The 23068-nt window shown below is 58.4% G+C and carries 24 protein-coding genes; 13 read left to right on the forward strand and 11 right to left on the reverse strand.

Translation table 11 applies throughout. The annotated features are described in order from the left end of the window. The first annotated feature begins 38 nt into the window (after positions 1-38). The 10 genes from HWX89_RS00220 (at position 39) to recO (ending at position 8531) form a co-directional block, all read left to right on the forward strand. Positions 39-2273 (forward strand): RelA/SpoT family protein, encoded by a 2235-nt coding sequence (locus HWX89_RS00220; RefSeq protein WP_138795759.1) that lies wholly within the window; start codon positions 39-41, stop codon positions 2271-2273. Positions 2274-2470: 197 nt separating this feature from the next. Then, complete coding sequence (locus HWX89_RS00225; protein WP_138795758.1) at positions 2471-2617, forward strand: DUF3563 domain-containing protein; 147 nt, start codon at positions 2471-2473, stop codon at positions 2615-2617. Between the two features lie 111 nt (positions 2618-2728). Further along, positions 2729-3307 carry a DUF2062 domain-containing protein gene (locus tag HWX89_RS00230; protein WP_138795757.1) on the forward strand — a complete coding sequence of 193 codons (579 nt, stop codon included), beginning with the start codon at positions 2729-2731 and terminating at the stop codon, positions 3305-3307. After that, positions 3304-3708 carry a holo-ACP synthase gene (gene acpS / locus HWX89_RS00235; RefSeq protein WP_138795756.1) on the forward strand — a complete coding sequence of 135 codons (405 nt, stop codon included), beginning with the start codon at positions 3304-3306 and terminating at the stop codon, positions 3706-3708. The genes HWX89_RS00230 and acpS overlap by 4 nt, the downstream gene beginning before the upstream one ends. Before the next feature lie 189 nt (positions 3709-3897). After that, positions 3898-4644, forward strand: a complete 747-nt coding sequence (lepB, locus tag HWX89_RS00240; protein WP_138795755.1) for a signal peptidase I — start codon at positions 3898-3900, stop codon at positions 4642-4644. Beyond that, positions 4641-5360, forward strand: a complete 720-nt coding sequence (gene rnc, locus HWX89_RS00245) for a ribonuclease III (protein WP_138795754.1) — start codon at positions 4641-4643, stop codon at positions 5358-5360. Before lepB ends, rnc begins: the two co-directional genes overlap by 4 nt. A gap of 50 nt (positions 5361-5410) precedes the next feature. Next, the gene (era, locus tag HWX89_RS00250; protein WP_502707563.1) at positions 5411-6361 is read left to right on the forward strand and encodes a GTPase Era; all 951 of its coding nucleotides are present in this window, start codon (positions 5411-5413) and stop codon (positions 6359-6361) included. Between the two features lie 87 nt (positions 6362-6448). Further along, positions 6449-7201, forward strand: coding sequence for a Crp/Fnr family transcriptional regulator (locus HWX89_RS00255; RefSeq protein ID WP_138795752.1), 753 nt, complete (start codon positions 6449-6451; stop codon positions 7199-7201). 139 nt (positions 7202-7340) lie between these two features. Continuing rightward, positions 7341-7703 (forward strand): response regulator, encoded by a 363-nt coding sequence (locus HWX89_RS00260; RefSeq protein WP_138795751.1) that lies wholly within the window; start codon positions 7341-7343, stop codon positions 7701-7703. A 63-nt stretch (positions 7704-7766) separates the two neighbouring features. Next, entirely contained in the window at positions 7767-8531 is a 765-nt protein-coding gene (gene recO / locus HWX89_RS00265) for a DNA repair protein RecO (RefSeq protein WP_138795750.1), read from the forward strand. Between the two features lie 23 nt (positions 8532-8554). On the opposite strand, the gene HWX89_RS00270 is transcribed toward recO, so the two are convergent. The 5 genes from HWX89_RS00270 to HWX89_RS00290 form a co-directional block, all read right to left on the reverse strand. Beyond that, positions 8555-9769 carry an MFS transporter gene (locus HWX89_RS00270; RefSeq protein WP_138795749.1) on the reverse strand — a complete coding sequence of 405 codons (1215 nt, stop codon included), beginning with the start codon at positions 9767-9769 and terminating at the stop codon, positions 8555-8557. Between the two features lie 202 nt (positions 9770-9971). Continuing rightward, positions 9972-10817 carry an MOSC domain-containing protein gene (locus HWX89_RS00275; protein ID WP_138795748.1) on the reverse strand — a complete coding sequence of 282 codons (846 nt, stop codon included), beginning with the start codon at positions 10815-10817 and terminating at the stop codon, positions 9972-9974. 10 nt (positions 10818-10827) lie between these two features. Continuing rightward, a complete protein-coding gene (locus HWX89_RS00280) occupies positions 10828-11472 on the reverse strand; it encodes an HD domain-containing protein (RefSeq protein ID WP_138795747.1) in 645 nt (214 codons plus the stop codon). Beyond that, on the reverse strand, positions 11469-14228 hold the full coding sequence (locus HWX89_RS00285) for a DUF2339 domain-containing protein (RefSeq protein WP_178340564.1): 2760 nt from the start codon (positions 14226-14228) through the stop codon (positions 11469-11471). Before HWX89_RS00285 ends, HWX89_RS00280 begins: the two co-directional genes overlap by 4 nt. A gap of 48 nt (positions 14229-14276) precedes the next feature. Then, positions 14277-15851, reverse strand: a complete 1575-nt coding sequence (locus tag HWX89_RS00290) for a VOC family protein (RefSeq protein WP_138795746.1) — start codon at positions 15849-15851, stop codon at positions 14277-14279. Positions 15852-16139: 288 nt separating this feature from the next. Between HWX89_RS00290 and HWX89_RS00295 the strand changes: the two genes are divergently transcribed. From HWX89_RS00295 to HWX89_RS00305, 3 genes are all read left to right on the forward strand, one after another. Beyond that, positions 16140-17180 carry an ABC transporter substrate-binding protein gene (locus tag HWX89_RS00295; protein ID WP_178340565.1) on the forward strand — a complete coding sequence of 347 codons (1041 nt, stop codon included), beginning with the start codon at positions 16140-16142 and terminating at the stop codon, positions 17178-17180. 94 nt (positions 17181-17274) lie between these two features. After that, positions 17275-18063, forward strand: coding sequence for an ABC transporter ATP-binding protein (locus HWX89_RS00300; protein ID WP_178340566.1), 789 nt, complete (start codon positions 17275-17277; stop codon positions 18061-18063). Continuing rightward, complete coding sequence (locus HWX89_RS00305) at positions 18060-18878, forward strand: ABC transporter permease (RefSeq protein ID WP_138795744.1); 819 nt, start codon at positions 18060-18062, stop codon at positions 18876-18878. Before HWX89_RS00300 ends, HWX89_RS00305 begins: the two co-directional genes overlap by 4 nt. 66 nt (positions 18879-18944) lie before the next feature. Here the strand turns inward: HWX89_RS00305 and HWX89_RS00310 are convergent, their stop codons facing one another. From HWX89_RS00310 to HWX89_RS00335, 6 genes are all read right to left on the reverse strand, one after another. Beyond that, entirely contained in the window at positions 18945-19766 is an 822-nt protein-coding gene (locus HWX89_RS00310; protein ID WP_138795743.1) for a mechanosensitive ion channel family protein, read from the reverse strand. A 78-nt stretch (positions 19767-19844) separates the two neighbouring features. Next, on the reverse strand, positions 19845-20363 hold the full coding sequence (locus HWX89_RS00315) for a tyrosine phosphatase family protein (RefSeq protein ID WP_138795742.1): 519 nt from the start codon (positions 20361-20363) through the stop codon (positions 19845-19847). Beyond that, positions 20360-20983, reverse strand: coding sequence for a YfbR-like 5'-deoxynucleotidase (locus HWX89_RS00320; RefSeq protein ID WP_178340567.1), 624 nt, complete (start codon positions 20981-20983; stop codon positions 20360-20362). The genes HWX89_RS00315 and HWX89_RS00320 overlap by 4 nt, the downstream gene beginning before the upstream one ends. A 2-nt stretch (positions 20984-20985) precedes the next feature. Beyond that, entirely contained in the window at positions 20986-21834 is an 849-nt protein-coding gene (ygfZ, locus tag HWX89_RS00325) for a CAF17-like 4Fe-4S cluster assembly/insertion protein YgfZ (RefSeq protein ID WP_138795741.1), read from the reverse strand. A 176-nt stretch (positions 21835-22010) separates the two neighbouring features. After that, positions 22011-22781, reverse strand: a complete 771-nt coding sequence (locus HWX89_RS00330) for a hypothetical protein (protein WP_138795740.1) — start codon at positions 22779-22781, stop codon at positions 22011-22013. Positions 22782-22797: 16 nt separating this feature from the next. After that, positions 22798-23055, reverse strand: a complete 258-nt coding sequence (locus HWX89_RS00335) for a hypothetical protein (protein WP_138795739.1) — start codon at positions 23053-23055, stop codon at positions 22798-22800. Positions 23056-23068 lie beyond the last annotated feature (13 nt).

A 23068-nucleotide genomic window follows, 5' to 3' on the forward strand; every position in this document is an offset into this window, starting at 1 on the left:
CCTCGCGGTTGGCGCGCTTTCTTTTTGTGGAATATCGCATGATGCGGCAATACGAACTCGTTGAGCGGGTTCAAAAATATAAACCGGATGCGAATGAGGCCTTGCTGAACAAGGCCTATGTCTACGCCATGCAGAAACACGGCCAGCAAAAGCGGGCCAATGGCGACCCTTATATTTCGCATCCGCTTGAAGTTGCCGCTATCCTGACGGAAATGCATCTGGATGAATCGACCATCGCGGTCGCGCTGCTGCATGACACCATTGAAGATACCACCGCCACGCGTGCGGAGATCGATGAGCTTTTCGGTGAAGACATCGGCCGTCTCGTCGAGGGTTTGACGAAGCTCAAGAAGCTCGACCTCGTCACCCGCAAGGCGAAACAGGCTGAGAATCTGCGCAAGCTGCTTCTCGCCATTTCCGATGATGTCCGTGTCCTGCTGGTCAAACTTGCCGACCGCCTGCACAACATGCGCACCATGGAATACATGCCTGCCGACAAGCGCAGCCGTATTTCCGAGGAAACGATGGAAATCTATGCGCCGCTTGCCGGCCGCATGGGTATGCAGGATATGCGCGACGAGCTGGAGGATCTGTCCTTCCGCTATCTCAATCCCGAAGCTTATGAGACCGTCACCAACCGCCTGCAGGAACTGGAAACCCGCAACGAAGGGCTGATCAAGAAGATCGAGGACGAACTGCGCGAACTGCTCGTTGCGAACGGTCTGTCCGGTGCAGCCGTCAAGGGACGCCAGAAAAAGCCCTATTCAGTGTTCCGCAAGATGCAGTCGAAGTCGCTGTCCTTCGAGCAGCTTTCCGACGTCTACGGTTTCCGCATCCTCGTCGATGACATCACGGCCTGCTATCGTGCGCTCGGCATCGTGCATACCCGTTGGCGTGTCGTCCCGGGTCGCTTCAAGGATTATATCTCGACGCCGAAGCAGAACGACTATCGTTCGATCCATACCACCATTGTCGGTCCGTCGCGGCAGCGTATCGAACTGCAGATCCGCACAAAGCGCATGCACGAGATTGCCGAATTCGGTATCGCTGCACACGCGCTTTACAAGGATGGCGAGAACGGGGAGGGGGATCTTCTCTCGCCGGAATCCAACGCCTATTCCTGGCTGCGCCACACCATCGAATCGCTGGCCGAAGGCGACAGCCCGGAAGAGTTTCTGGAGCATACCAAGCTCGAACTTTTCCAGGACCAGGTGTTCTGCTTCACGCCCAAAGGCAAGCTCATCGCTTTGCCACGTGGCGCGACCCCGATCGACTTCGCTTACGCGGTGCACACCAACATCGGTGACACGACGGTCGGAGCCAAGATCAACGGCCGGATCATGCCGCTCGTGACGCGCCTGAACAATGGCGACGAAGTCGAAATCATCCGCTCCGGCGTGCAGGTGCCACCAGCCGCGTGGGAAGAGGTCGTCGTCACGGGTAAGGCCCGTTCCGCAATCCGCCGCGCGACACGCATGGCAATCCGCAAGCAGTATTCGGGTCTGGGTTACCGTATTCTGGAGCGTACGTTCGAGCGCGCCGGCAAGCCTTTCTCGCGTGAGGCATTGAAGCCGGTTCTTCATCGTCTGGCGCAGAAGGATGTTGAAGACGCGATTGCTGCCGTCGGTCGTGGCGAGGTGTCGTCTCTCGATGTGCTGCGCGCGGTTTACCCCGATTATCAGGACGAGCGCGTGACCGTGAAAATGACGGGCGACGACGGCTGGTTCAATATGCGCAGCGCCTCCGGCATGGTCTTCAAGATTCCCGGCAAATCCCGCTCGGTTCTCGAGGATGACGGTGCAGCGGAGATGCTCGATGGTCCCGATCCATTGCCGATTCGTGGTCTGTCGGGCAATGTCGATGTGCATTTCGGGCCTGCCGGCGCGGTTCCCGGCGATCGCATTGTCGGCATCATGGAAAAGGGCAAGGGGATCACCATCTATCCGATTCAGGCGCCAGCGCTTCAGCGCTTCGATGATGAACCGGAACGGTGGATCGACGTGCGCTGGGACCTGGATGAGGCAAACAAGTCGCGGTTCATGGCCCGTATTCTGATCAATGCGTTGAATGAGCCGGGTACGCTGGCGTCGGTGGCGCAGTCGATTGCAACGATCGACGTCAACATCCGAACACTGAACATGATCCGCATCGGTACGGACTTCTCCGAACTGGCGCTCGACATCGAAGTGTGGGATTTGCGTCAGTTGAACCAGCTTCTGTCGCAGCTCAAGGACCTTGATTGCGTTTCAACGGTCAAACGTGCCTTCGATTGAGGCATTCACAGACGAAAGATTGAGCAGAAAGGCGGTTGCTATGCGTACAGCGCATGGCAGCGGCCTTTTCGTGTGTCTGGTCCGAAACGCGGTTTGAAACTATCTTCCTTTCAGAAATTAAAGACACGACAAGCGGCGTGCCGGTGGAGTTCCACTGATGAGAAACGCCATGTCACAAACCGAAAGGACCTAAAATCATGTTTACTCCGCTTCGCAAGTTCGCCCGTGCCGTTCGTGGCAAGACCACCCAGGAACGCGAATTCGAATATCTCAGCGGTTCGGTATCGAACGTTGACCTCGAATTCCGTCAGCGCGAAATCGATCGCGGCCTGTTCCGTAAGTAATGCATTTCATGCATGGCAGATCTTCGCCATGCAGATAGTATGAGGGCGCGCGGCTTTTCGCGCGTCTCTGAGCCTCTTGGCTGTGCCGCGGCGATGAAATAGACTTGGCTCATGTTGTTTCGCCGCCGTGATCCCGTTGGTTTTTCCGATAAAGTCCGCGACCTTGTTTGGCCGCGCTCGGGTTTCAGCCGTTCTCTTCGTTATATGAAGCTGCGCCTGTTGCGGTTATCGGCGTCGCCCTATTCCGTCGCTTCGGGTGTGGCGATTGGGGCCGGTGTCGCATGGACGCCCTTTCTTGGGGTCCATATTATCATCGCCATGGCGCTCGGCTTCATTTTGCGTGCCAATCTGGTTGCTGCGGCACTCGGTACGACCCTTGCCAACCCGCTGACATTTCCCTTCATTTGGGCGTCGACCTGGGAGCTGGGCCACGTTCTCCTCGGACGGGAGCGGGCTGAAAGCGCATCCCATGTCGATTTTGCCGCGCTGTTCAGCCATCTCGAATTCCGCCAAATATGGAAGCCGGTATTGGAGCCGATGATCGTTGGTGCCGTGTTGCCGGCACTCATCACCGCCGTGGTTGCCTACGTCACTGTTTTCAGCCTCATTCGCGGTTTCCGTCGCCGGAAAATCGAAAATCTGGCGCAGCGTGCTGCCAACCGCAACGCATCTCTGGAGTTATTGAAATGATCATCGGTATGGGCAGCGATCTTATCGACATCCGCCGCGTTGAAAATTCGCTGAACCGGTTTGGTGAGCGCTTCACTCACCGTTGCTTCACCGACATCGAGCGCGCCAAATCCGATGGACGAAAAAACCGTGCCGCGTCGTATGCCAAACGCTTCGCCGCCAAGGAGGCCTGTTCGAAGGCGCTTGGAACAGGGCTTGCCAATGGCGTTTTCTGGAAAGATATGGGTGTCGTCAATCTGCCGGGTGGAAAGCCGACAATGGCGCTCACCAATGGTGCGGCAAAAAGGCTTGAGACGATGCTGCCGGCTGGTCACAAGGCCAACATTCACCTTACAATCACGGACGACTACCCTTACGCTCAGGCATTTGTGATTATCGAAGCCCTTCCTGTTAGCGGTTAAGCCATATTGCCGTTCTATTTGCGGCCGTATGACGGAAGCGCTTCCCTTCGGGCTGGAAAGGCTCTAGAGAAGTCCCTCGAAATGCGAAAGTGTTTTCAGGTGGAATGGAAACCGGCTTCCCGGCTGGAACCGCAACAGAAAGGTTCCTGCTGACGGGGAAATCCGGGCAACAATAAGACAGGTCTTTAAGTGTCCGAAAAAACTGAGAAGAAGCAGAACGCTCTCTGGGAAAACGTCAAGGTCATCGTCCAGGCGTTGTTGCTCGCCATGGTCATTCGCACCGTTCTCTTTCAGCCCTTCACGATCCCGTCCGGCTCCATGATGCCGACGCTTCTAGTGGGCGATTACCTGTTCGTGAACAAGTTCTCCTACGGCTATTCGAAATACTCGTTGCCGTTCTCGCCGGACCTGTTCTCCGGTCGTATCCTGCAGTTCTCCGAACCGAAGCGCGGTGATGTCGTGGTGTTCCGCCTGCCGCCGAACCCGGAAGTCGATTACATCAAGCGCCTTGTTGGCCTGCCGGGTGATCGCATCCAGGTGACCAACGGCGTGCTGTTCATCAACGGGCAGCCTGTCCCGAAGCAGCCGGATGGCGTGTTTACGTCGGACTATCGCGCTGATCCGGGCGCAAACGTTCCGGTATTCCGTGAGACACTCGACAATGGCGTAACTTACGACACACTGGACCAGTCGCCGGATAGCCGTGGGGATAACACCCGCGAATTCGTGGTGCCTGAAGGTCATTACTTCATGATGGGCGACAATCGCGACAATTCGCTCGATAGCCGCTTCGATGTTGGTTTCGTGCCGGCAGAAAATCTGATCGGCCGCGCCAGCGTCATCTTCTTCTCGCTGGGCAATGACACACCGTTCAGCCGCATTTGGGAATGGCCAGCCAACATGCGTTGGGATCGCCTCTTCAAGGTTGTGGAATGAGTAAGAGCAAGCCGCTTTCAGTCGAGGAAATCTCCCGGCTGGAGACGTTGATCGGATATCAGTTCAAGGAAAAGGCCCGGCTCGACCGGGCCTTGACCCACGCCAGTGCGCGCTCCGGCACGACCGAAAATTATGAGCGGCTGGAGTTCCTCGGAGACCGCGTTCTCGGTCTCAGCGTTGCCGAACTTCTGTTCTCCACCTTTCGCTCTGCAACGGAAGGTGAGCTGTCCGTCCGTTTGAACCAGCTCGTCAGCGCTGAGTCCTGTGCCTCCATTGCCGATGAAATGGGTCTCCACCTGTTTATCCGCACTGGCGCGGACGTGAAGCGACTGACCGGCAAGGCGATGCTGAACGTGCGCGCTGACGTGGTGGAAAGCCTGATTGCGGCGATCTATCTCGATGGCGGGCTGGAAGCTGCTCGTGGGTTTATTCTGAAATTCTGGCAGGGCCGCGCAACCCGCGTTGATGCAGGACGTCGCGATGCGAAGACCGAGTTGCAGGAATGGGCCCATGCAAGATTTTCCGTTACACCTCTTTATCGGATTGACGACCGCTCCGGTCCGGATCACGATCCACGTTTCACGGTGACCGTGGAAATACCGGGCGTAAAGCCGGAAACGGGTGTAGAACGTTCCAAGCGCGCAGCAGAACAAGTGGCTGCGACCAGGCTTCTGGAACGCGAAGGTGTCTGGCAGAAGGCCGACACAAAAAACTGAGCGCACAGAAGAGCCTTGAGGGCGACTGTGCTGAATACCTCTGAACCTGAATGGACATCATGACTGATCTCGAGAACCCTGCCGTATCCGGCGATGACAATAACCTTCCGACCCGTTCCGGCTTCGTGGCGTTGATCGGCCCGACCAATGCGGGAAAGTCGACGCTGGTCAACCGGCTGGTTGGCGCCAAGGTTTCTATCGTCAGCCACAAGGTTCAGACGACGCGCGCCGTGATGCGCGGCATCGCCATTCACGACAACGCCCAGATCGTGTTCATGGATACGCCCGGCATCTTCAAGCCGCGTCGTCGGCTCGATCGCGCCATGGTCACATCCGCCTGGGGCGGTGCCAAGGATGCTGATGTCATCCTGCTTTTGATCGATAGCGAACGTGGTCTGAAGGGCGACGCCGAAACCATTCTGGAAGGCCTGAAGGACGTTCCGCAGAAGAAAATCCTGTGCCTGAACAAGATCGATCAGGTGAAGCGTGAGGATCTTCTGAAGCTCGCCGCTGCGGCGAACGAAATCGTTGCCTTTGATCGCACCTTCATGATCTCCGCCACCAACGGTTCCGGTTGCGAGGATCTGATGAACTACCTGGCCGCCGCTCTGCCCGAGGGTCCTTGGTATTATCCGGAAGACCAGATTTCCGATCTGCCGATGCGCCAGCTTGCGGCCGAAATTACCCGCGAAAAGCTGTTTTTGCGCCTGCATCAGGAGCTGCCCTACGCTTCCCACGTCGAGACTGAAAAGTGGGAAGAGCGCAAGGATGGTTCGGTCCGGATCGAGCAGGTGATCTACGTCGAGCGTGAAAGCCAGAAGAAGATCGCTCTTGGCAAGGGTGGCGAGGCGATCAAGTCGATCTCGTCCGCGTCTCGCAAGGAGCTTTCCGAAATCCTCGAGCAGCCGGTCCACCTCTTCCTGTTCGTCAAGGTGCGTGAAAACTGGGGTGATGATCCCGAGCGCTTCCGCGAGATGGGGCTGGAGTTCCCGCGCAACTGATATCTCCGCTGATCTCTCGGGAACCGGAACACCTCCGGCTGGGTTGTTACTGACATAAGTTTCAACCTTTCCCGATAGCGGATATTCATGTCGCCCAAAAAACCGAACGGCATTTCCACAACCCCCTGTCAGCACTGTCCCTTGCGGGATATCCCGCATTTCAGGGACTTCTCTTCCGCCGAACTGGATTTCGTTTCCCGCTTCAAGACGGGCGAGCTTGCGGTTGAGAGTTCATCGGTCATTCTCATGGAAGGATCGCACAGTGCACACCTCTATACGGTGCTGCACGGCTGGGCCTTCCGTTACAAGACACTGGAAGACGGCAGGCGTCAGATCCTGAATTACGTACTGCCCGGCGATCTCGTCGGGTTGCAGGGAACGGTAATGGGCGAGATGCAGCATTCCGTGGAAGCGCTATCTCCGGTTACGCTCTGTGTGTTCGAGCGCTCGCGTCTCAACAGCCTTTTTACTGATCATCCAAGCCTTGCCTATGATCTGACCTGGATAGCGGCAAGTGAGGAGCGGATGCTGGACAGCCACCTGCTGAGCGTCGGCCGCCGTACCGCGCTGGAGCGGGCGGCCTACCTGATTGCGTTTCTGTATCGCAAGGCAAAAGCGGTCAATCTCATGAACGGCGACACGCCGATCCCCGTGACGCAGCAGCATGTCGCTGATACGCTTGGCCTTTCCATCGTTCACACCAACAAGACGCTTCGCAAGCTTGCAGATCGTGGCCTGATCCGCTGGACGGACAAGGGCTGTCTGGTCCTGGATGATGCAGGACTTGCCGAAGAGGCTGGATGGGACGACGACGGAAAAAGCCTCCGGCCATTCATCTGATTGTTTTACGACATGTCTTTTTTAAATGACGTGGCTGTCTCAATTTGCGAAATCTGCGGTGATCTCGCATCGCGTAAATGCGCGGTGACAGTCATAAAGCGTCCGCCTGGCGGGCTTTATCATTTGGAAAGAAAAAGACATGGTGCCGCAGCGGGTTGTCATCGTTGAGGATGAATATCTGGTGGCGCTCGATATCGAAGCCGTTCTCCAGTCCCTCGGAATAGAAACGATCGTGATCGCGACCACCTTGGCGCAGGCGCAGAACGCCGTGCAGACCGAGCGTCCCGACTGCGTGCTTCTTGATGTCAGTCTTTCCGATGGCAAAAGTTACGACTTTGCCCGCAGTCTTCGAAGCGATGGCGTGCCGTTCGGTTTTGTCAGTGGCTACAGCGACACGAGCGGATTTCCCGAGGATCTCACGCACGCGCCACTGCTCGGCAAGCCGTTTGGCGAAAACGACATCGCCATTTTCATCGAAAAGATCACCGCACCGGCGTCGTGAACCGTAACGTTTTCTCGCCATATCGGTTATGATCGGCTGAATCGAAATTCGGACGACTTCTCTATGCAGTGGCAGGACGAGGCAATCATTCTGGGCGTAAAGCGCCACGGCGAGACAAGTGTGATCGCCGAGGTGATGACGCGTTCGCGTGGCCGCTACCTTGGAATGGTTCGTTCCGGCCGGTCGCGCAGCATGCAGCCGGTGCTGCAGGCGGGCAACAGAGTGGATGTCGTCTGGCGTGCACGCCTGCATGACCATCTCGGTGAATACCGCATCGAACCGCTGCAACTGCGTGCGGCGCAACTGATGGAAACCGCAACAGCGGTCTATGGCGTTCAGGCCATGGGCGCCCTGTTGCGGCTTTTGCCCGAGCGAGACCCGCACCCGCATCTCTATCAGGCTCTGGATATCATTCTCGACAATCTTCATGATCCGGCCGATGCCGGTGAGCTGTTCGTGCGGTTCGAACTGGCTGTATTGAACGACCTCGGTTTTGGGCTCGATCTTGCCGAATGCGCTGCGACCGGTTTGCGGACCGATCTCGTCTATGTTTCGCCGAAAACGGGCAGGGCGGTGTGCCGTGCAGCCGGCGCTCCCTATGCCGACCGCATGTTGGCGCTTCCTGCATTTCTGAGTGAAGAGCAGTCAGAGGCCGCCGATTGTGAAAGTCTTGCCGCTGCGTTTCGGCTGACCGCGCATTTTCTCAACCGGCATGTTTATGATCCGCGGGGCCTCAATGAAAACGCCGCCCGCGACGGTTTCGTGCAGGCGGCGCTAAAAGCGCTGCAGCGTAAGACCGCGCCGCCGACACTCGACAAGGCGGGATAAGCCAAGCGGGCGACGACGAGGGGTCAGGCAATCGCGGGCCGCGGTGCCGGCCGTTCCTGGATGGGCCAGTGGACGATGGCGGCAAAGATGCCCATGCCGACGCCAAGCCACCAGACGAGATCGTAGGAACCGAGCTTGTCGTAAAGGAAGCCTCCGAGCCAGACGCCGAGGAACGAGCCGATCTGGTGCGACAGGAACACTACGCCGCCGAGCATGCCCAGATGCCGCGTGCCGAACATGATCGCCACGAGCGCATTGGTTGGCGGCACGGTGGAGAGCCATAGAATGCCCATCACGGCGGCAAAGATCACGACGGTAAGCGGCGTCTGCGGCAGAAGCAGGAACGCGGTCACGGCGACCGAACGGGCAATATAGATATAGGCCAGCAGGTAAGGCTTGGAATAGCGCTGCGCGATAACGCCTGCCGCCAACGAACCGATGATGTTGAAAAAGCCGATCAGCGCCATGGCGATCACGGCATAACGTGCCTCGATACCGATATCGCCGAGATAGGCAGGGAAATGCGCGGTGATGAAGGCGACCTGAAAACCGCACACGAAAAAGCCGGTTGTCAGCAATAGATAGCTTTTGTGACCCAGGGCTTCTCTCAGCGCCTCGCCAGCCGTCTGCTGGAACTGTGACTGGGATTGCGTGCCGGAAGACGAGTTGCCACGCATCGGCCAGGCGAGCAGCGGCACGAGCAGCATCATCGCAGCAAGCCAGACCAGGCTGTCCGACCATCCATAGGTCGAAATCAATCCCTGACTGATGGGGGCAAACAGGAACATGCCTGCCGAGCCGGCAGCGGTGCCGATACCGAAGGCGAAGGACCGCTGCTGCGGTGTGACATGTCGGGCGAATGCCGAAAGGATGACGCTGAAGGAACCCGCCGCGATGCCGAGACCCACCAGCACACCACCACCGAAATGCAGCCAGAACGGTGAGGTGCCAAACGACATGCAGACAAGGCCGGCGGCATAGAGAACACCTGACATCACCAGCACCCTGCCGGTGCCATATTTATCGGCCAGTGCGCCGAAAAACGGCTGCCCGAGGCCCCAGAACAGGTTCTGAAGCGCCATGGCGAGACCGAAGGTCGAGCGGTCCCAACCTGTGTCAGCCAACATCGGCAACTGGAAAAAGCCCATGGCGGAGCGCGGGCCGAAGGTCATCACGGCGATCAGCGATCCCGCGATGATGATAAGCCAGGGCATGCTCTGGCGCGCAGCTTGTGACATAGGGACCCCTCCCAAGGCAGCGCTGCGCAGGTGATTGCATGCGCAAGAAAAGCTGCGGATTTCAGCAGTATTGGAAGAATTATTATCGTCTGTCGGGTTGTCTCACCAGACACTTTTCTTGACAGGCTGCATCAACGCCGTTGATGCGGGACCCAGCTTCGACGCTTGTGCAAGAGATGATCCGACAGTCCGCTGCGTGGGCTCAGCCGCGACGTTTGATGGCCCAGCCTTCAGTCCGATCCTCGACGATGGTTGCGACATCGCCAACGGCGATCCGGCCGATACCCCGGGGAGTGACGTTCCATCCAAACAGCACGCCGGGAACACGTCTATCCGCGGACATACGAATGCGCCCCATGGCCTTCATGGGCGAAGGGACGTCGCGTGAGCCGGTCTGCTGGTCCTGCGTGGTCATGATGCAGCGCGCGCAGGGTTTGACGAGATCGAGCCGGATGCCGCCAATCTCGATGGCAGACCAACGGTCTTCAGCCCAGGCTTCATCGGTTTCCAGCACGATATTAGGACGGAAGCGGTCCATGCCGACGCTGTCTTCACCATTCGCCTGCATATCGCGGTTGAGAGCGGCAAGCGATGCGGTCGTGGTCACGAGTATCTGGTAGCCGTCCGCGAAGGTGACGGGCGTTTCATTGCCGGTCCATTCGAGGCTTGCGATTCGTTCGGCCGACTCATCGAAGAAGACGAGCTTCACATCGCGGCCCAGCCATTCCGAAAGCGTGCCGTTGACCTCATCATCTGCGACTGCGGCATTGACGATGGATTTCCACACCGCCACGTCCATGCGCTGCCCCGATGCAGCAGCGAAAATCTCGCCCTTGCCATCACTGGAAAACCGCATGCCGCCATTTTCATGGAAGGCCAACAATGTTGCGATGGCTGGCAATTCCCGTTGGGTGATGAAATGACCGGAAGGATCGACCAGCATTGCGCGCCGATCGCCCGGCAGGCCTTCGGCGGAAATATCGCTGGCCTGAAGCGGAATGCCACGCCCGCTTTTGAGCGGATAGATGTTGAGTTCGGTAACGCGCATCGTGCTCTCCTCAGATTTCGTCGAGAAACAGGGCCAGCACCTGCTTCAGTCTGTCGTGACGTTCTCTCGCCATGTCCCGTCCCATCTGTGTCTTGAAGCCGTCGGCGAGCTTGAACAGTTTCGTTTCGAAATGATCGATGGCGAAGGCGCGGTCGTCGAGTGGCCTGTCTTTTGCCAGCGGGTCGACAGGATCGTAAAGCGCCGAACCCATACGCCCGGCGATGTAAAAGCATCGCGCCGCACCGACCATGCCGATCGCGTCCAGACGGTCCGCATCCTGAAGGATTTTCGCTTCCAGTGTCTGTGGTTCGATATTGGCCGAGAAGCTGTGAGCCGTAATGGCATGGGCGGCGGCGTCGATCTTTGTCTGTTGCCAGCCCAGAGATGCAAGAATCTCGCTCGCCTTTTCAGCGGCAAGCCGCGAGGCCTGAGAACGAAGCGGCGAGTTTTTCTCGACGGCCACGCAGTCATGCAGAAGTACGCTTGCGGCCAGCACATCCCCATCGCCGCCTTCACCGGAATGGATGCGCATGGCATTGCCGAAAACGCGGTGGATATGGGCAAGGTCGTGCGATCCGTCGCCCACATCAGCGGCATGGGGGATCAATGCTTCGGCAAGCGGTGCGTAGGGGGCAAAGGCGTTTGCGGCAATCATTCCTGCGGCTTCCGTGTCAGGATTTTCTGGTAGAAAAGCCCGATGCCGATCAGCACGACACCAAGCCCGATGAAGGAAAGCGCCCTCAATACACCTTCGAGATTGCTCATGTCGATCAGGAATGCCTTGGCAACGGAGATCAGCACGAAAGCGGCTGATGCGATACGCAGGCTGCGGGCGTTAAAGCGCGAGCCAAGAACAAGCAGCAGCACACCAATAAGCAACCACACCACCGAATAGCTGTAGGTTTCGCCCTGCATGAAACCTTTCCATGCGGCGATATTCTCGCCCTGCCAGAAACGCCGGACCGACAGTGTCGCCCAGGCAAAGCCGAGTGCAGCCCCGGCAACGGAAAGAATGCTGACATAGCCGGCGGGCCGGCGCCCCCGCGCATAATAGGCAAGGCCGCCATAGGCGAGCGCCGGCAGCAGATAGCCGATCAACAGCAGGTTAAGGAACGGAAGGCGCCCGGTATTTTCTCCCGTGATGTACGGGTTGAGGGTGACGAAATGCATCGACAACACGTTGAGGATGGCGATGATGCCGGCGACCATCGAACCGTAACGGAAGACAGGGCTCGGGCTCTTGAGATCGAGGGTCATCAGCACACCGGAGAAGCCGATGGTCAGCAGGGTGTAGATCGACTGCTCCCCGAGCGTCGGTATGCTGTCATCCAGCGTTCCACCATTCATGGCGTGGCGGATGAGGATCGCCACCGCCAGTAGGGCCATAAGGCTGGCAATGGCTTGCAGGAAATTCCTGGCCCGGAAACTCGGCCAGTCACGCAGTAGCCAGGCCGAGGCAACGGCCAGAAGGGCCGGAATGCCGTAACCGGGTAGAAGCGCATTGAACACTGGCGTGATGCCGAGGTTCTGTGGCCCGACGATGGTTGGCTCCCAGGCAATGCGTCCCAGAACGCCGACACTGGCGATAGCCATGATCCAGGGCAGGGCGTCCCAGTTGCGATAACGTGTTGCCCACACATAGGCAAAACCGAGGACCGACAGCAGTACCGTGGTCGCCAACCCTTGCGTCAGCGTGTGCAAGGACAGTGTAAAGGCGGCGAAAGAGCCGACGAGCAGGACATTGAGTGGTGTACGGTAGGCTGCGTCACCCTGCCTGTGCAGCCATTCCGCGCCGCCAATCATGATGGCACCAAGTGCGATGCCATAGGCAGCATGCAGGAAGTCACGGCCAAGATTGCCATATTCCACGAAGCTGGCCGTGCCGAGCCAGACCGGGAACAGCGCGGCGATACCCGCCCATAGAATAGCAAAGTCCGGATCTTTTTTGCCCTTGCGTTTCAGGAAGGAAAAACCGCAGAGGATGAGCACGGCGCCAAGCAAGAGCGCTGTCGCGATTTCTGCGGTGTATCCTGTCTGAGCCGAAGAAAGCGAGACCCCGGTGTTTTCGATCAGGCCGATGAAATCGATGCCGTGCCGGGCCATCAGTGAAGCGGCTGCCTGGGCGCCGAGTGCGGCAAAAATTGCCGGCCACGCACCGTAATGACGGGCGGCCCCCAACGCTGCCAGCGCTGCAAGAATGGCGGCAACGGGAATGGCGGGGTGAAGGTTGATTGCAGCACTGCTGAACAGGAACGCCATTGCCGGCAGGACGGCTGCCAGAGACACGACGAGATTGATTGCCAGCGAAGGTCGCGTCAGCAGTCGCAGGGCGCGCAACGCACGCCTTTCAGGCTGCGCTTCGTCAGTTGGTGCCGGCGGGCTATCGAGATGTTTGCCGGGCCAGAGCCAGATCGTTCCTGCAATCATCGCAAGCAGGGCAAGTGTTGGCGGGTTGGCGTCGACGGAATTGGAAGCGAGAATGTAGCCAAGCGCCCAGAGGCCGAGGCCAGCGCTGGCAAGTGCGGCCACCACGGTCCAGCTTTGTCTGCGGGCCGCGGCTGCGGTCGCCATCCACGACACGGTAAGGAAGATGAACAGTGCCCAGATGTTCGGTGTAGTCGAGGAAATCAGTGCTGGCGTCAGCATCGAACCAAGCAGGCCAAGCCCGGCCAGAGCCTGGCCGTGCAGCAGGGAAAGGCCGATGGTGGCAAAAGCGACGACACCGAGCAGAACGAAGGCGCTGGCCGGACCGATATAGTCATAGATGCCGTAGGCCGCATAGACTACACCGAAGAGTGTCAGTGCGCCCGCTGCGGTCAAGACACCTGGGATCATGGCGTTGGCATAGGTCGCCGCGATGCCGGGTACGGCTTTGCGACGGATTGCTTCGCCGGCCCCGCCAAGCAGCAGGCCAAAGAGTGCAGCCAGGGCAAGGCGCACGGCCGGGCTCAAAAGTCCCGCTTCGATCGAATATTTGACAAGGAATATCCCGCCGAGTGCCAGTGCAAGACCGCCGGCCCAGACGGCCCAGCGCGCGCCGAGCAGGCTCTCGAAGCTTTCCTTGGGTGTGGGCGCTACGACGGTGTCTTCGGCTGGTGCGGAAACCTGGCTGACGCCCGCTCCGGTGTCTTCTTCTGTCGTCGTTTGTGTGTCGACCGCTTCTGGCGTGTCGTCAGCTTGGAAGGCTGATGCGTCTGTTGCCGCTTCCGCCTCTCGTACTGACGGCGCAGCCTGCCTTTCCGCAACGACCGGCGCGGTGCCTGCCGCCACGGTTGCGCCACGCGCCATCAACATTTTCAACTCGCGGATGTCGCGTTCCAGCGACTTGATACGCCGCGAGTTGCGGATGCTTGCGGCAACCGTGTAGATGAAGGCCACGACAAAGGCGAGAAAGAGAAGCGGGATTTCCAAACAGAAGCCTCCGGTTATGGAGCTGTTTTTAAATCCTTTTTCGTCGCCTTATGCAAGAGCTGCAGGTCTTTCGGCAACCAGCCAGCGTTGGGCGGCCTCAATGTCTGCAAAACCCAGATCGTGCCCGTCTTCGACCGTTTCCAGTCCTGCCTGTGCGCCCGTCGCCGCCAGTTGCCGTTGCAGATCCGTCGATCTGTCGCGGTACTTGTCCCGTCCTCCGGCAACAATCAGCAGGTTTTTCCCGGAAAGATTGGTCTCCGGCCAGACATCGAGAACAGGCATCGGGCGATAAAGCAGCGCATCTCCGGCCAGCTCCGGATGAAGCGCGGCAAATGCCGTATAGAAATTGGCGCCGTTCGAATGGCCGATATAGCGCAATTTTGTGCGGTCGAGACCGTAGGAACTGATCGCGCCTTCAATGAAGGCCGCAAAGGCTTCCGCTTCCGAAACGATATCCTTCTGGTCGAACGAGAAGTTCGGATAACGACGGAACCAGCGCGCAACGCCTTCTTCGGTGCTGCGCCCGCGCACACCGAGAAGTGTCGCGCCGGGCGCCACGCGATGCGCCAGCGGCATCAGGCTCGTTTCGCTGCCGCCGGAACCATGCAGCAGGACCAGCGTGCTGCCGTCAGGCTGATCGGGCGTATAGAAGCGGTGGATGAACGGTAATTCCCGGTAAATGACGCGCTCCTCCTCCGGCATGGAAAATTGCGGCAGGGAGACGCGCACGTCTGCTTCATCCTTCATGAAGAGTGGCGGAATGAACAGCTTTTCACCAAGTCTCTCCACCGGCTCATCCACGTTCATGCCGGGCGCATCGGTTGCCATTTCGATCAGAACACCGCCCGGTTCTCGAACATAGAGCGAATGGAAATATTTCCGGTCATGGGCATTTGTCGTGCTGGAGTTCAGCGCCTTGAGGCCTGCCAGAACGTTGTTCAGGTCGTCCATATCCTCGGCACGGAATGCGATGTGATCGACCGTGCCGGTGCCAGGCGCACTCGACCAGAAACCCGTCGCGTCACGCACGTCGATGATATCGCCGCTTTCCGAGGTCATGCGTTGAATGCTTCCAACCCGCTCGTCACCGCGATAACCGAAGTGCCGCGAAAGAAATGCTGCGGTTTCCTCGGGAACTTCGCTAAGCACCGTCGCGCCGTAGATACGGCGAATGCCATCTTCGCGCGAGATGTCTTTCGTTACGTGGACATGCGCGTTGTCGAAAGCGGTGGTGCCAACGAGCTTGAGGATGATGCCGTCCGGGTCTTTCAGGCGGATCACCGGCTGGCCGAACTCCTCCACCGGCCCTTCGGTGCGGATACCGAATCTCAGAGCGCGCGTCAGCCAGAAGCCAATGCTCGCAGGATCGATCGCCATTGACACTTCCAGTGTCTGGCCATAGCCGACGCGTCCCTGGCCGCCATCTTCCCAGACGAGAAACGTCATCAGCGAGCCGGCGGAGCCGATCTCGTCGCCGTAAATCAGGTGAAGCTGCATTGCGTCTTCAAACCCGGCGGTTCTTTTCACCAGCCGAAGCCCCAGAAAGCCAGCGTAGAAGTCTACGTTCGCCTGCACTTTGCGGGTGATCATGGTGATATGGTGTATGCCCAAAGCCGAAGTCATTGTCTCTGCCCCACTGAATGTTGTGGTTCTTTCTGTCGCAAGCTGCCCCTGTTCGGCAATCCCGGCAAATGAGAACGATGTGTTTTCATTGTGAACAACGGTGAGGCGGAACTACGACGCAATCATTGCGTAGAAACCGGGCGTATTGCCCTTAAAAGTAGATGCTGATGCTTATAAAATAAGCATACAAAATCATGATGATTTTGTATGCAATTTTGACTTGCCTTGACGGGTTGAATTGGTTCTTATGCGACCAATTCAACAAAAACCTTCAAGGGGGAATATATCATGATCACGCGTAGACTGCTGTCTAAAGCTTTGGCGATCGCAACGATTGGCGTTGCCGCCGGTGTGTCCATGCCGGTCACCAGCGCGCTTGCCGAAACGGCGATCAAGTTCACGCTCGACTGGAAGTTCGAAGGCCCCGCGGCTGGTTTCCTTCTTGCTCTCGACAAGGGATACTTCAAGGCTGAAGGCCTCGACGTGACGATCGACACCGGCAATGGTTCGGTCGAGGCGATTCCGCGCGTTGCAACCGGCGCCTATCAGATGGGCTTCGGTGATATCAACTCGCTGATGAAGTTCCTGGACGAAGACCCAAGCCAGAAGATCAAGGCCGTCTACATGGTCTATGAGCGCCCAACATTTGCGGTCGTTGGCCGCAAGTCGCTTGGCGTAACCGATGATCCGAAGTCGCTGGAAGGCAAGAAGCTCGGCGCGCCTCCACCGGACGGCGCTTTTGCACAGTGGGCCGCCTTCAAAAAGGTCGCGGGTCTGGATGACAGCAAGATCGCCATCGAGTCGATCGGCTTTCCGGTGCGCGAACCGATGCTTGCCAAAGGCGATGTCGATGGTGTTTTCGGTTTTGCATTCTCCGTTATCCTGAACCTCAAGAAGCAGGGTATCACCGATGACGATATCTCCACGATCCTGATGGCCGAGCACGGTTTGAATCTGTATGGCAACTCGGTGCTGGTAAACACTGATTTCGCTGAGAAAAATCCGGAAGCTGTGAAGGGCTTTCTGAAAGCGCTGGCAAAGGGCTTCGCCGATTCCGTCAAGAACCCGGAAGAAGGCGTGGCTGCCGTATTGAAGCGCAACGAAACACTGGACAGCGCAATCGAGCTGGAACGCCTGAACATGGCCAACAGCATGAACATCAAGACGCCTTACGTCGTTGAAAACGGCATGGGCGGCGTTGATCCTGCAAGACTTTCCGCCTCCATCGATACGCTCAAGATTTCCATGGGCCTCAAGGGCAACGTTAAGGCCGAACAGGTCTTCGACGCTGGTTACCTGCCGGCCAAGGAAGAGCGCATGCTTCCTTGAATGAATGCTGTTCACCCGGCCCTGGTGATACCGGGCCGGGTGATTTCGCATTTTTCGTGAATGACAGCTTTGGGGGGCTGAAAAGGGGACTTCGATGTCACATCTCGTGGAAATTGATAATGTCGACATGCGCTATGGCGGTGCGGCAGGAACGCTCGCCGTATCGGGCCTGAATCTCAGAGTAGACAAGGGCGAATTCGCTGCAGTCGTCGGTCCGTCCGGATGCGGTAAATCGACATTGATGAAGCTGGTAACCGGCCTGCACATTCCGCAAAAGGGCAATGTGGTCGTAGCCGGTCGACAGGTCACAGAACCCGTCTCCATTGTCGGCATGGCGTTCCAGAACCCGACGATGCTGCCCTGGCGCACGACGCTTGAAAACATTCTTCTGCCGCTCGAGATCGTTGAAAAGCATCGTCGTCGCCTGCGCTCGCACAAGGCGGATTACGTCGCCAAGGCCGAACGACTGCTGGAGATCGTCGGGCTGAAGGGATTCGGATCGAAATACCCCTGGCAGCTTTCCGGTGGTATGCAGCAACGCGCCAACCTCTGCCGTGCCTTGATCCACGAGCCTGATCTGCTGATGCTGGATGAACCGTTCGGGGCTCTCGACGCCTTCACCCGCGAAGAGCTGTGGTGCGTGATCCGCGACCTGCATTCTGCGCAACGCGTCACCATTATTCTTGTGACGCATGACCTGCGCGAAGCGGTATTTCTGGCCGACAAGATCTTTGTCATGAGTGCACGGCCGGGACGCGTACTGGCCGAACACAAGGTGCCTTTCGCCCGTCCACGCCAGCTCGGTATCATGTACGATCAGAGTTTCAACGACATGGTACAGGCACTGCACGGCGAGATCGCGCAGGCGAGGGTGGCAGCATGAGCACGATCGTTGAAAGCAATATCGCGGAAGAGCCCGCAAAGCCGCTGATCGCCCGCGTCAACTGGGTCAAGGCTGCGCCGTGGCTCTACACGCTGGCCCTGTTTGCTGCGTGGGAACTCCTGGTCTACGCCCTGAAAATGCCGCCGACCATTCTGCCGTCGCCGACACGCGTGGCGCAGGCGATCCTTCAATATTGGTCGCCGATCTGGAAAAACTCGCTGCAGACGCTCTATACGACCACGCTCGGATTTGCGCTTGCCGTCGTTGCCGGCCTGGGCATCGGCCTGTTCATCGGTTGGTCGAAGACGATCTATGCCGGTCTTTATCCGCTGATGATCGGCTTCAACGCCATCCCGAAGGTCGCGCTTGTACCGATCCTCGTCATCTGGTTCGGAATTGGCACCGTGCCTGCGGTTCTGACCGCTTTCCTGATTTCCTTCTTCCCCATCGTCGTCAACGTTGCCACCGGCCTAGCCACCATCGAGCCGGAAACGGAAGACGTGCTGCGCGCACTTGGCGCGAAGAAGATGGATATCATGTTGAAGGTCGGCATCCCGCGTTCGATGCCTTATTTCTTCGGTTCGCTGAAAATCGCCATCACGCTGGCCTTTGTCGGTTCCGTCGTCTCGGAGACGGTCGCCTCCAATTATGGCCTCGGCAACATGATGAGTTCGGCACAGAGCCAGTTCAATGTGCCCCTGGTTTTTGCCGGCCTGCTGATGCTCGCCGTCGAAGGGATCGTCATGTACGCGATCATGGCCTGGATCGAAAAGCGCATGACCGGCTGGGCACATCGTTCGACAATGGGGCAATGAGGCCACGAAAGATCAAAGAAAAAGGCCGGAGCGATCCGGCCTTTTTTGCATTTAGGGTTATCAGTATCATGCCGTCTGTGCGTTGATTTCCGCTTTCCAGACATTGAACGCCAGCTTCATCGCCTTGGTCACGTCACGTGTGGTGGTGAAGAAGTTCTCGCTCCGGACCCAGTAACGTAATTTCAGCGTTGCGCCGTCTGCATTGATGGAATCCACGAAGACAATCGGTGCCGGGTCGAGCAGCACACGGCTTTCGGAGCGCACGACCTTCATCAGCATGTCCTGCGCGTCTGCGAGATCCTCGTCATTCTTTACCGTCAGGCTAAGTTCGTGGCGGCGGGAGGGGAACCGGCTGTAGTTGGTGATCGGCACGTTCCAGAGCGTCGAATTCGGCGCCAGACGGTAGAGACCTTCGCTGGTCTTCAGTTCTGTTGCGAACAGACCGATCTCGATGATCGTACCATTGACCGTCGACGTTTCGATATATTCGCCGACCCGGAATGGACGCAGCACCAGCAGCATGATGCCGGCTGCAATGTTCTGCAGCGTGCCCTGAAGCGCGAGACCGATGGCAAGACCGGCAGCACCCAGTGCCGCTAGAATGGAAGCTGTCTGCACGCCAAACTGGCCAAGCACCATGACGATAACAAGAACGAGAATGACGTAACGAATGGCTCCGGCAAAGAAGCCCGCCAGCGTGGCATCAAATCCGCGAATGCGGGAAAGGCCCTGAAACGCCCAGCGTTGCAGGAACGTCGCGGCCAGCCAGCCTACGATGAGCAGCAGAAGCGCGCCGACCACAGAGAAGGAGTATTGCACGGCCATCGCGCTCGCCTGTCGCAACGCTGCCTGCGATGCGACGATGATATCCGTTGCCTGTTGTTCCATAAGGTGTCCCGTGATTTTTATTGCAGTTCAGGTTTGGTAACGAACGGGCGCCGCGAGGGTTCCGAAAAATGCGGCCCGCTAATCCACAAGTGGCAGTACGAAAGGCACATTGCCGTCCGTATCGGCGCCGCGCCCGATTGCCTTGATCGCCGCAACCAGCCTGCCGTCGCGCCCAAGCAATCGGTCGCCGATTTCGATGATCCGCGCGTTCGGCGTCGCGTAAGGCGAGGCGGCGCGCAGGCGTGCGGCAAGTGCTTTTTCGTCCTGATCGGGGAAGAGGCTGAGTGCGGCAATAACGGCCGCCGCAGGGGAGCGTGACACGCCCATCCAGCAGTGGACGAGTAGCGGTGCCGACTGGTCCCACCCGGCTGCGAAATCGATAAGCCGTTGGATATGGGCATCATCTGGCGCGACGAGATCGCCGGTTCCCTTGAAGGTAATGTCGTTCATGGCAAGCGTCAGATGCCGCTCGGCTGAAATGACGGCCGGCCGATGGAAGGATTGCTCCTTGGCAATCAATGTCACCATTTCGCGAGACTTGTGCCGCACCGCCATTTCGGCAATGCGCGACAGGGGAGATACGACAATGGCCGTCATGCAGCGCCGCTCTTATGTGTGTTGCGCAGCGCTTCTATTGTTTCGAAACGCTCGATGAACAGGCGCTGCGCCTCGATTGCCGGCAGCGGAACGATGTCGACCATATCACGCGTCAAACCGCGTGGCGTGCCGAAGAATTTTTGCGCCTCGGGAATGGAAAATCCCGCCAGTTCGGTCGCCTCGAAATAGGCGGCAGCCGTGTCCGCTTTCTTGATCAGGTCCTTCAGATCACGGGTGGGGTGTGGTGGCAGGCCAAAGCGCAGATGAATGGCAGCTTCCAGCCTTTTTTCGACGCTCTTGTAGCCACCGCCGACGACCGATTTGAAAGGAGAGATCATGTCGCCGATCACATATTCGGGGGCGTCGTGCAAAAGTGCCATCTGCATGTCTTCGGGCGTCGCATTTGTGCACATCAGGCAAAAGATCGCTTCGACGACCAGGCAATGCTGCGCCACCGAAAAGGCATGATCGCCCTTCGTCTGACCGTTCCAGCGTGCAACGCGGGCAAGCCCATGGGCAATGTCGGCAATTTCGACATCGAGAGGAGAGGGATCGAGCAGATCGAGGCGTCTGCCGGACAGCATCCGTTGCCAGGCGCGCGGGCTTTTCGCAGGCGCCACCGTCAGTCCTCCGCGCCAGCGGCGGGGTCCGCAACGGGGAAGGAAAGGCCGCTCCATTCGGGCAGGTGCATCGTCACCGCCGTCTCTCCGGCAAACAGCGGTGTTCCGGACGCAAGAGCATCGGCAACGCGGTCGGTACGAACAATCGCCAGTGCCTTGGTGCCGTTGACGGTCCCGAGTGCGCCAAATGGCTTGCCACCTGCCGTCATTGCCGTGCCGCTGGCGGGAAGGTCGCCATCGGCTTCAACGATCACAACGCGACGACGCGCTGTTCCACGGTGTTTCATGCGCGAGACGACTTCCTGACCGACGAAGCAGCCCTTCTTGAAGGAAACGCCGTCATTGACGTCCATCAGCACATCATGCGGAAAGGCATCCTGCAGGGCGTAATCATCACCGGATTCGACAATGCCGGTTTCGACACGCAGCGCGTCGTAAGCCGCTACGTCGCCAGACGCGGCGCTACCCGCCAGACGGTAGAGATCGACGCTGGCCTTGGCGAAACGGCCGTCCTTCACCGCGCCTTGCGGCGCGGGTTCATTCCAGAACACGCTGACGCCTTCGGCTGCTTCAGCCTTGAGATCGACAGGCGCACGCAGTTTGTACATCGTCAGACGACGAAGCAGGGCATCCTGTTCACCGACACCTGTTTCGATAAGGAAGTCGGAACCGTCGCGGGCAATCAGGAAATCAAACAGGATTTTCCCCTGTGGGGTTAGCAGCGCACTGGCGCGCGCTTCCGCCTCGGGCAAAATCTCGACATCGGTTGTGATGAGGTTGTTCAGAAATTCCGCAGCACCGGTGCCGGAAACTCTGATCAGGCGGCGGTTGGCAAGAAAAGCGGAGGGCATGGCTTCACCGTTCGGTTTGTCTGAAGCGCCGGACCTCCCTGCGGATGCCGCAGAGGGACGCTTCTATCCATCTGTTTCCACGCAACTTCAAATAAAACGACGAGCGCTTTTCAGGAAGTTGCCTCGTTTCGCACAGTTAGGATTTTTGCGCGCAGACGGCAAGCGCCGGACGACCCTCAGTCGCCCGCCGTGAAAAATTTCCATTTACCGTCAGGCGAAATGCCGATGCGGTAGAAGCTGTAGTTGCCGAACTCCTGCATATCGGCCAGGTCGCCGGCCGTGATGATGCGCAGCAATTCCACCTTTTCCGGTGCAGTCAGCGTATTCAGCGCTTTGCCAGCGAAATAGGGGAAGACGTAGGCTTCATCCGGTGTGCCAGCGTCCATATGCGCATAGCCGGTGGACAGCAGGTCAATGATGATGGCCAGAACTTCGAGACCGTCGGGGTCGCCGGAGAAACTTTTCAGGGCCGCAATCGGATCGTCGTCGTCACTGCCTTCGATGCGTGCCTGATTCGAACCGGATGTGATCAGAGGGCGCAGCTTCTCGATATCGCCCGAAGCAGCGGCGTCGATGATCTGCTGGCGAAGCTTGCGAACGGCTTCCGGAGCCTTGCTGAAATCGTGCTCGACCGTCACCGACATTTCCGATGCACCATTCTGGGACGCCGCTGCCGCATTCGAATTGGCAGATCGGTCAACCAGCGGGTCGGGCATCGGAATGCCTTCCGAATCACCTTCGACTTCGTCGGGTTCGGGTGCCTGTTCCTGCCCCTGTGCCGGCTGCTCGCCGGTCTGGGCCTGCGGCGCGTTCTCAGCACCAGGTGCCGGTTTCAATTCGGACAAGGCAAATGCGAAATTGGGCGTGACGGCCGACACAACCGTAACGGCAAGCAAAATTGAGAGGGCGGCAGAAGACCGCAAAAGCCTCTTGCTCAGGCAAGACATCATAGAACTCCGGCTTTTACTGTATCACCCGCTGCGGCGAAAACTCGCCAGCAAGCATCCGCTGGCGTAGCGATTCCAGCATGGCTTCCGCGCCAGCTTCACCGTGGATACGGATGGTCTCGCGCATGGCCAGAGCGATGGCGGCATCGGCGATGATTTCCGGCTCGATGCCGTCTGCCATGCCGTCAGCCCAGGCTTCGTTCTGGTGTTCCAGAGCGACCTGCATCTTTTCGTGCACGATCATATCGTCGATTTCGTTACGGCTTGTCTGCATCTTTCATCCTCGA

This window comes from Rhizobium sp. RM, assembly GCF_013390595.1.
In the GTDB taxonomy this organism is placed as follows: Bacteria; Pseudomonadota; Alphaproteobacteria; order Rhizobiales; family Rhizobiaceae; genus Agrobacterium.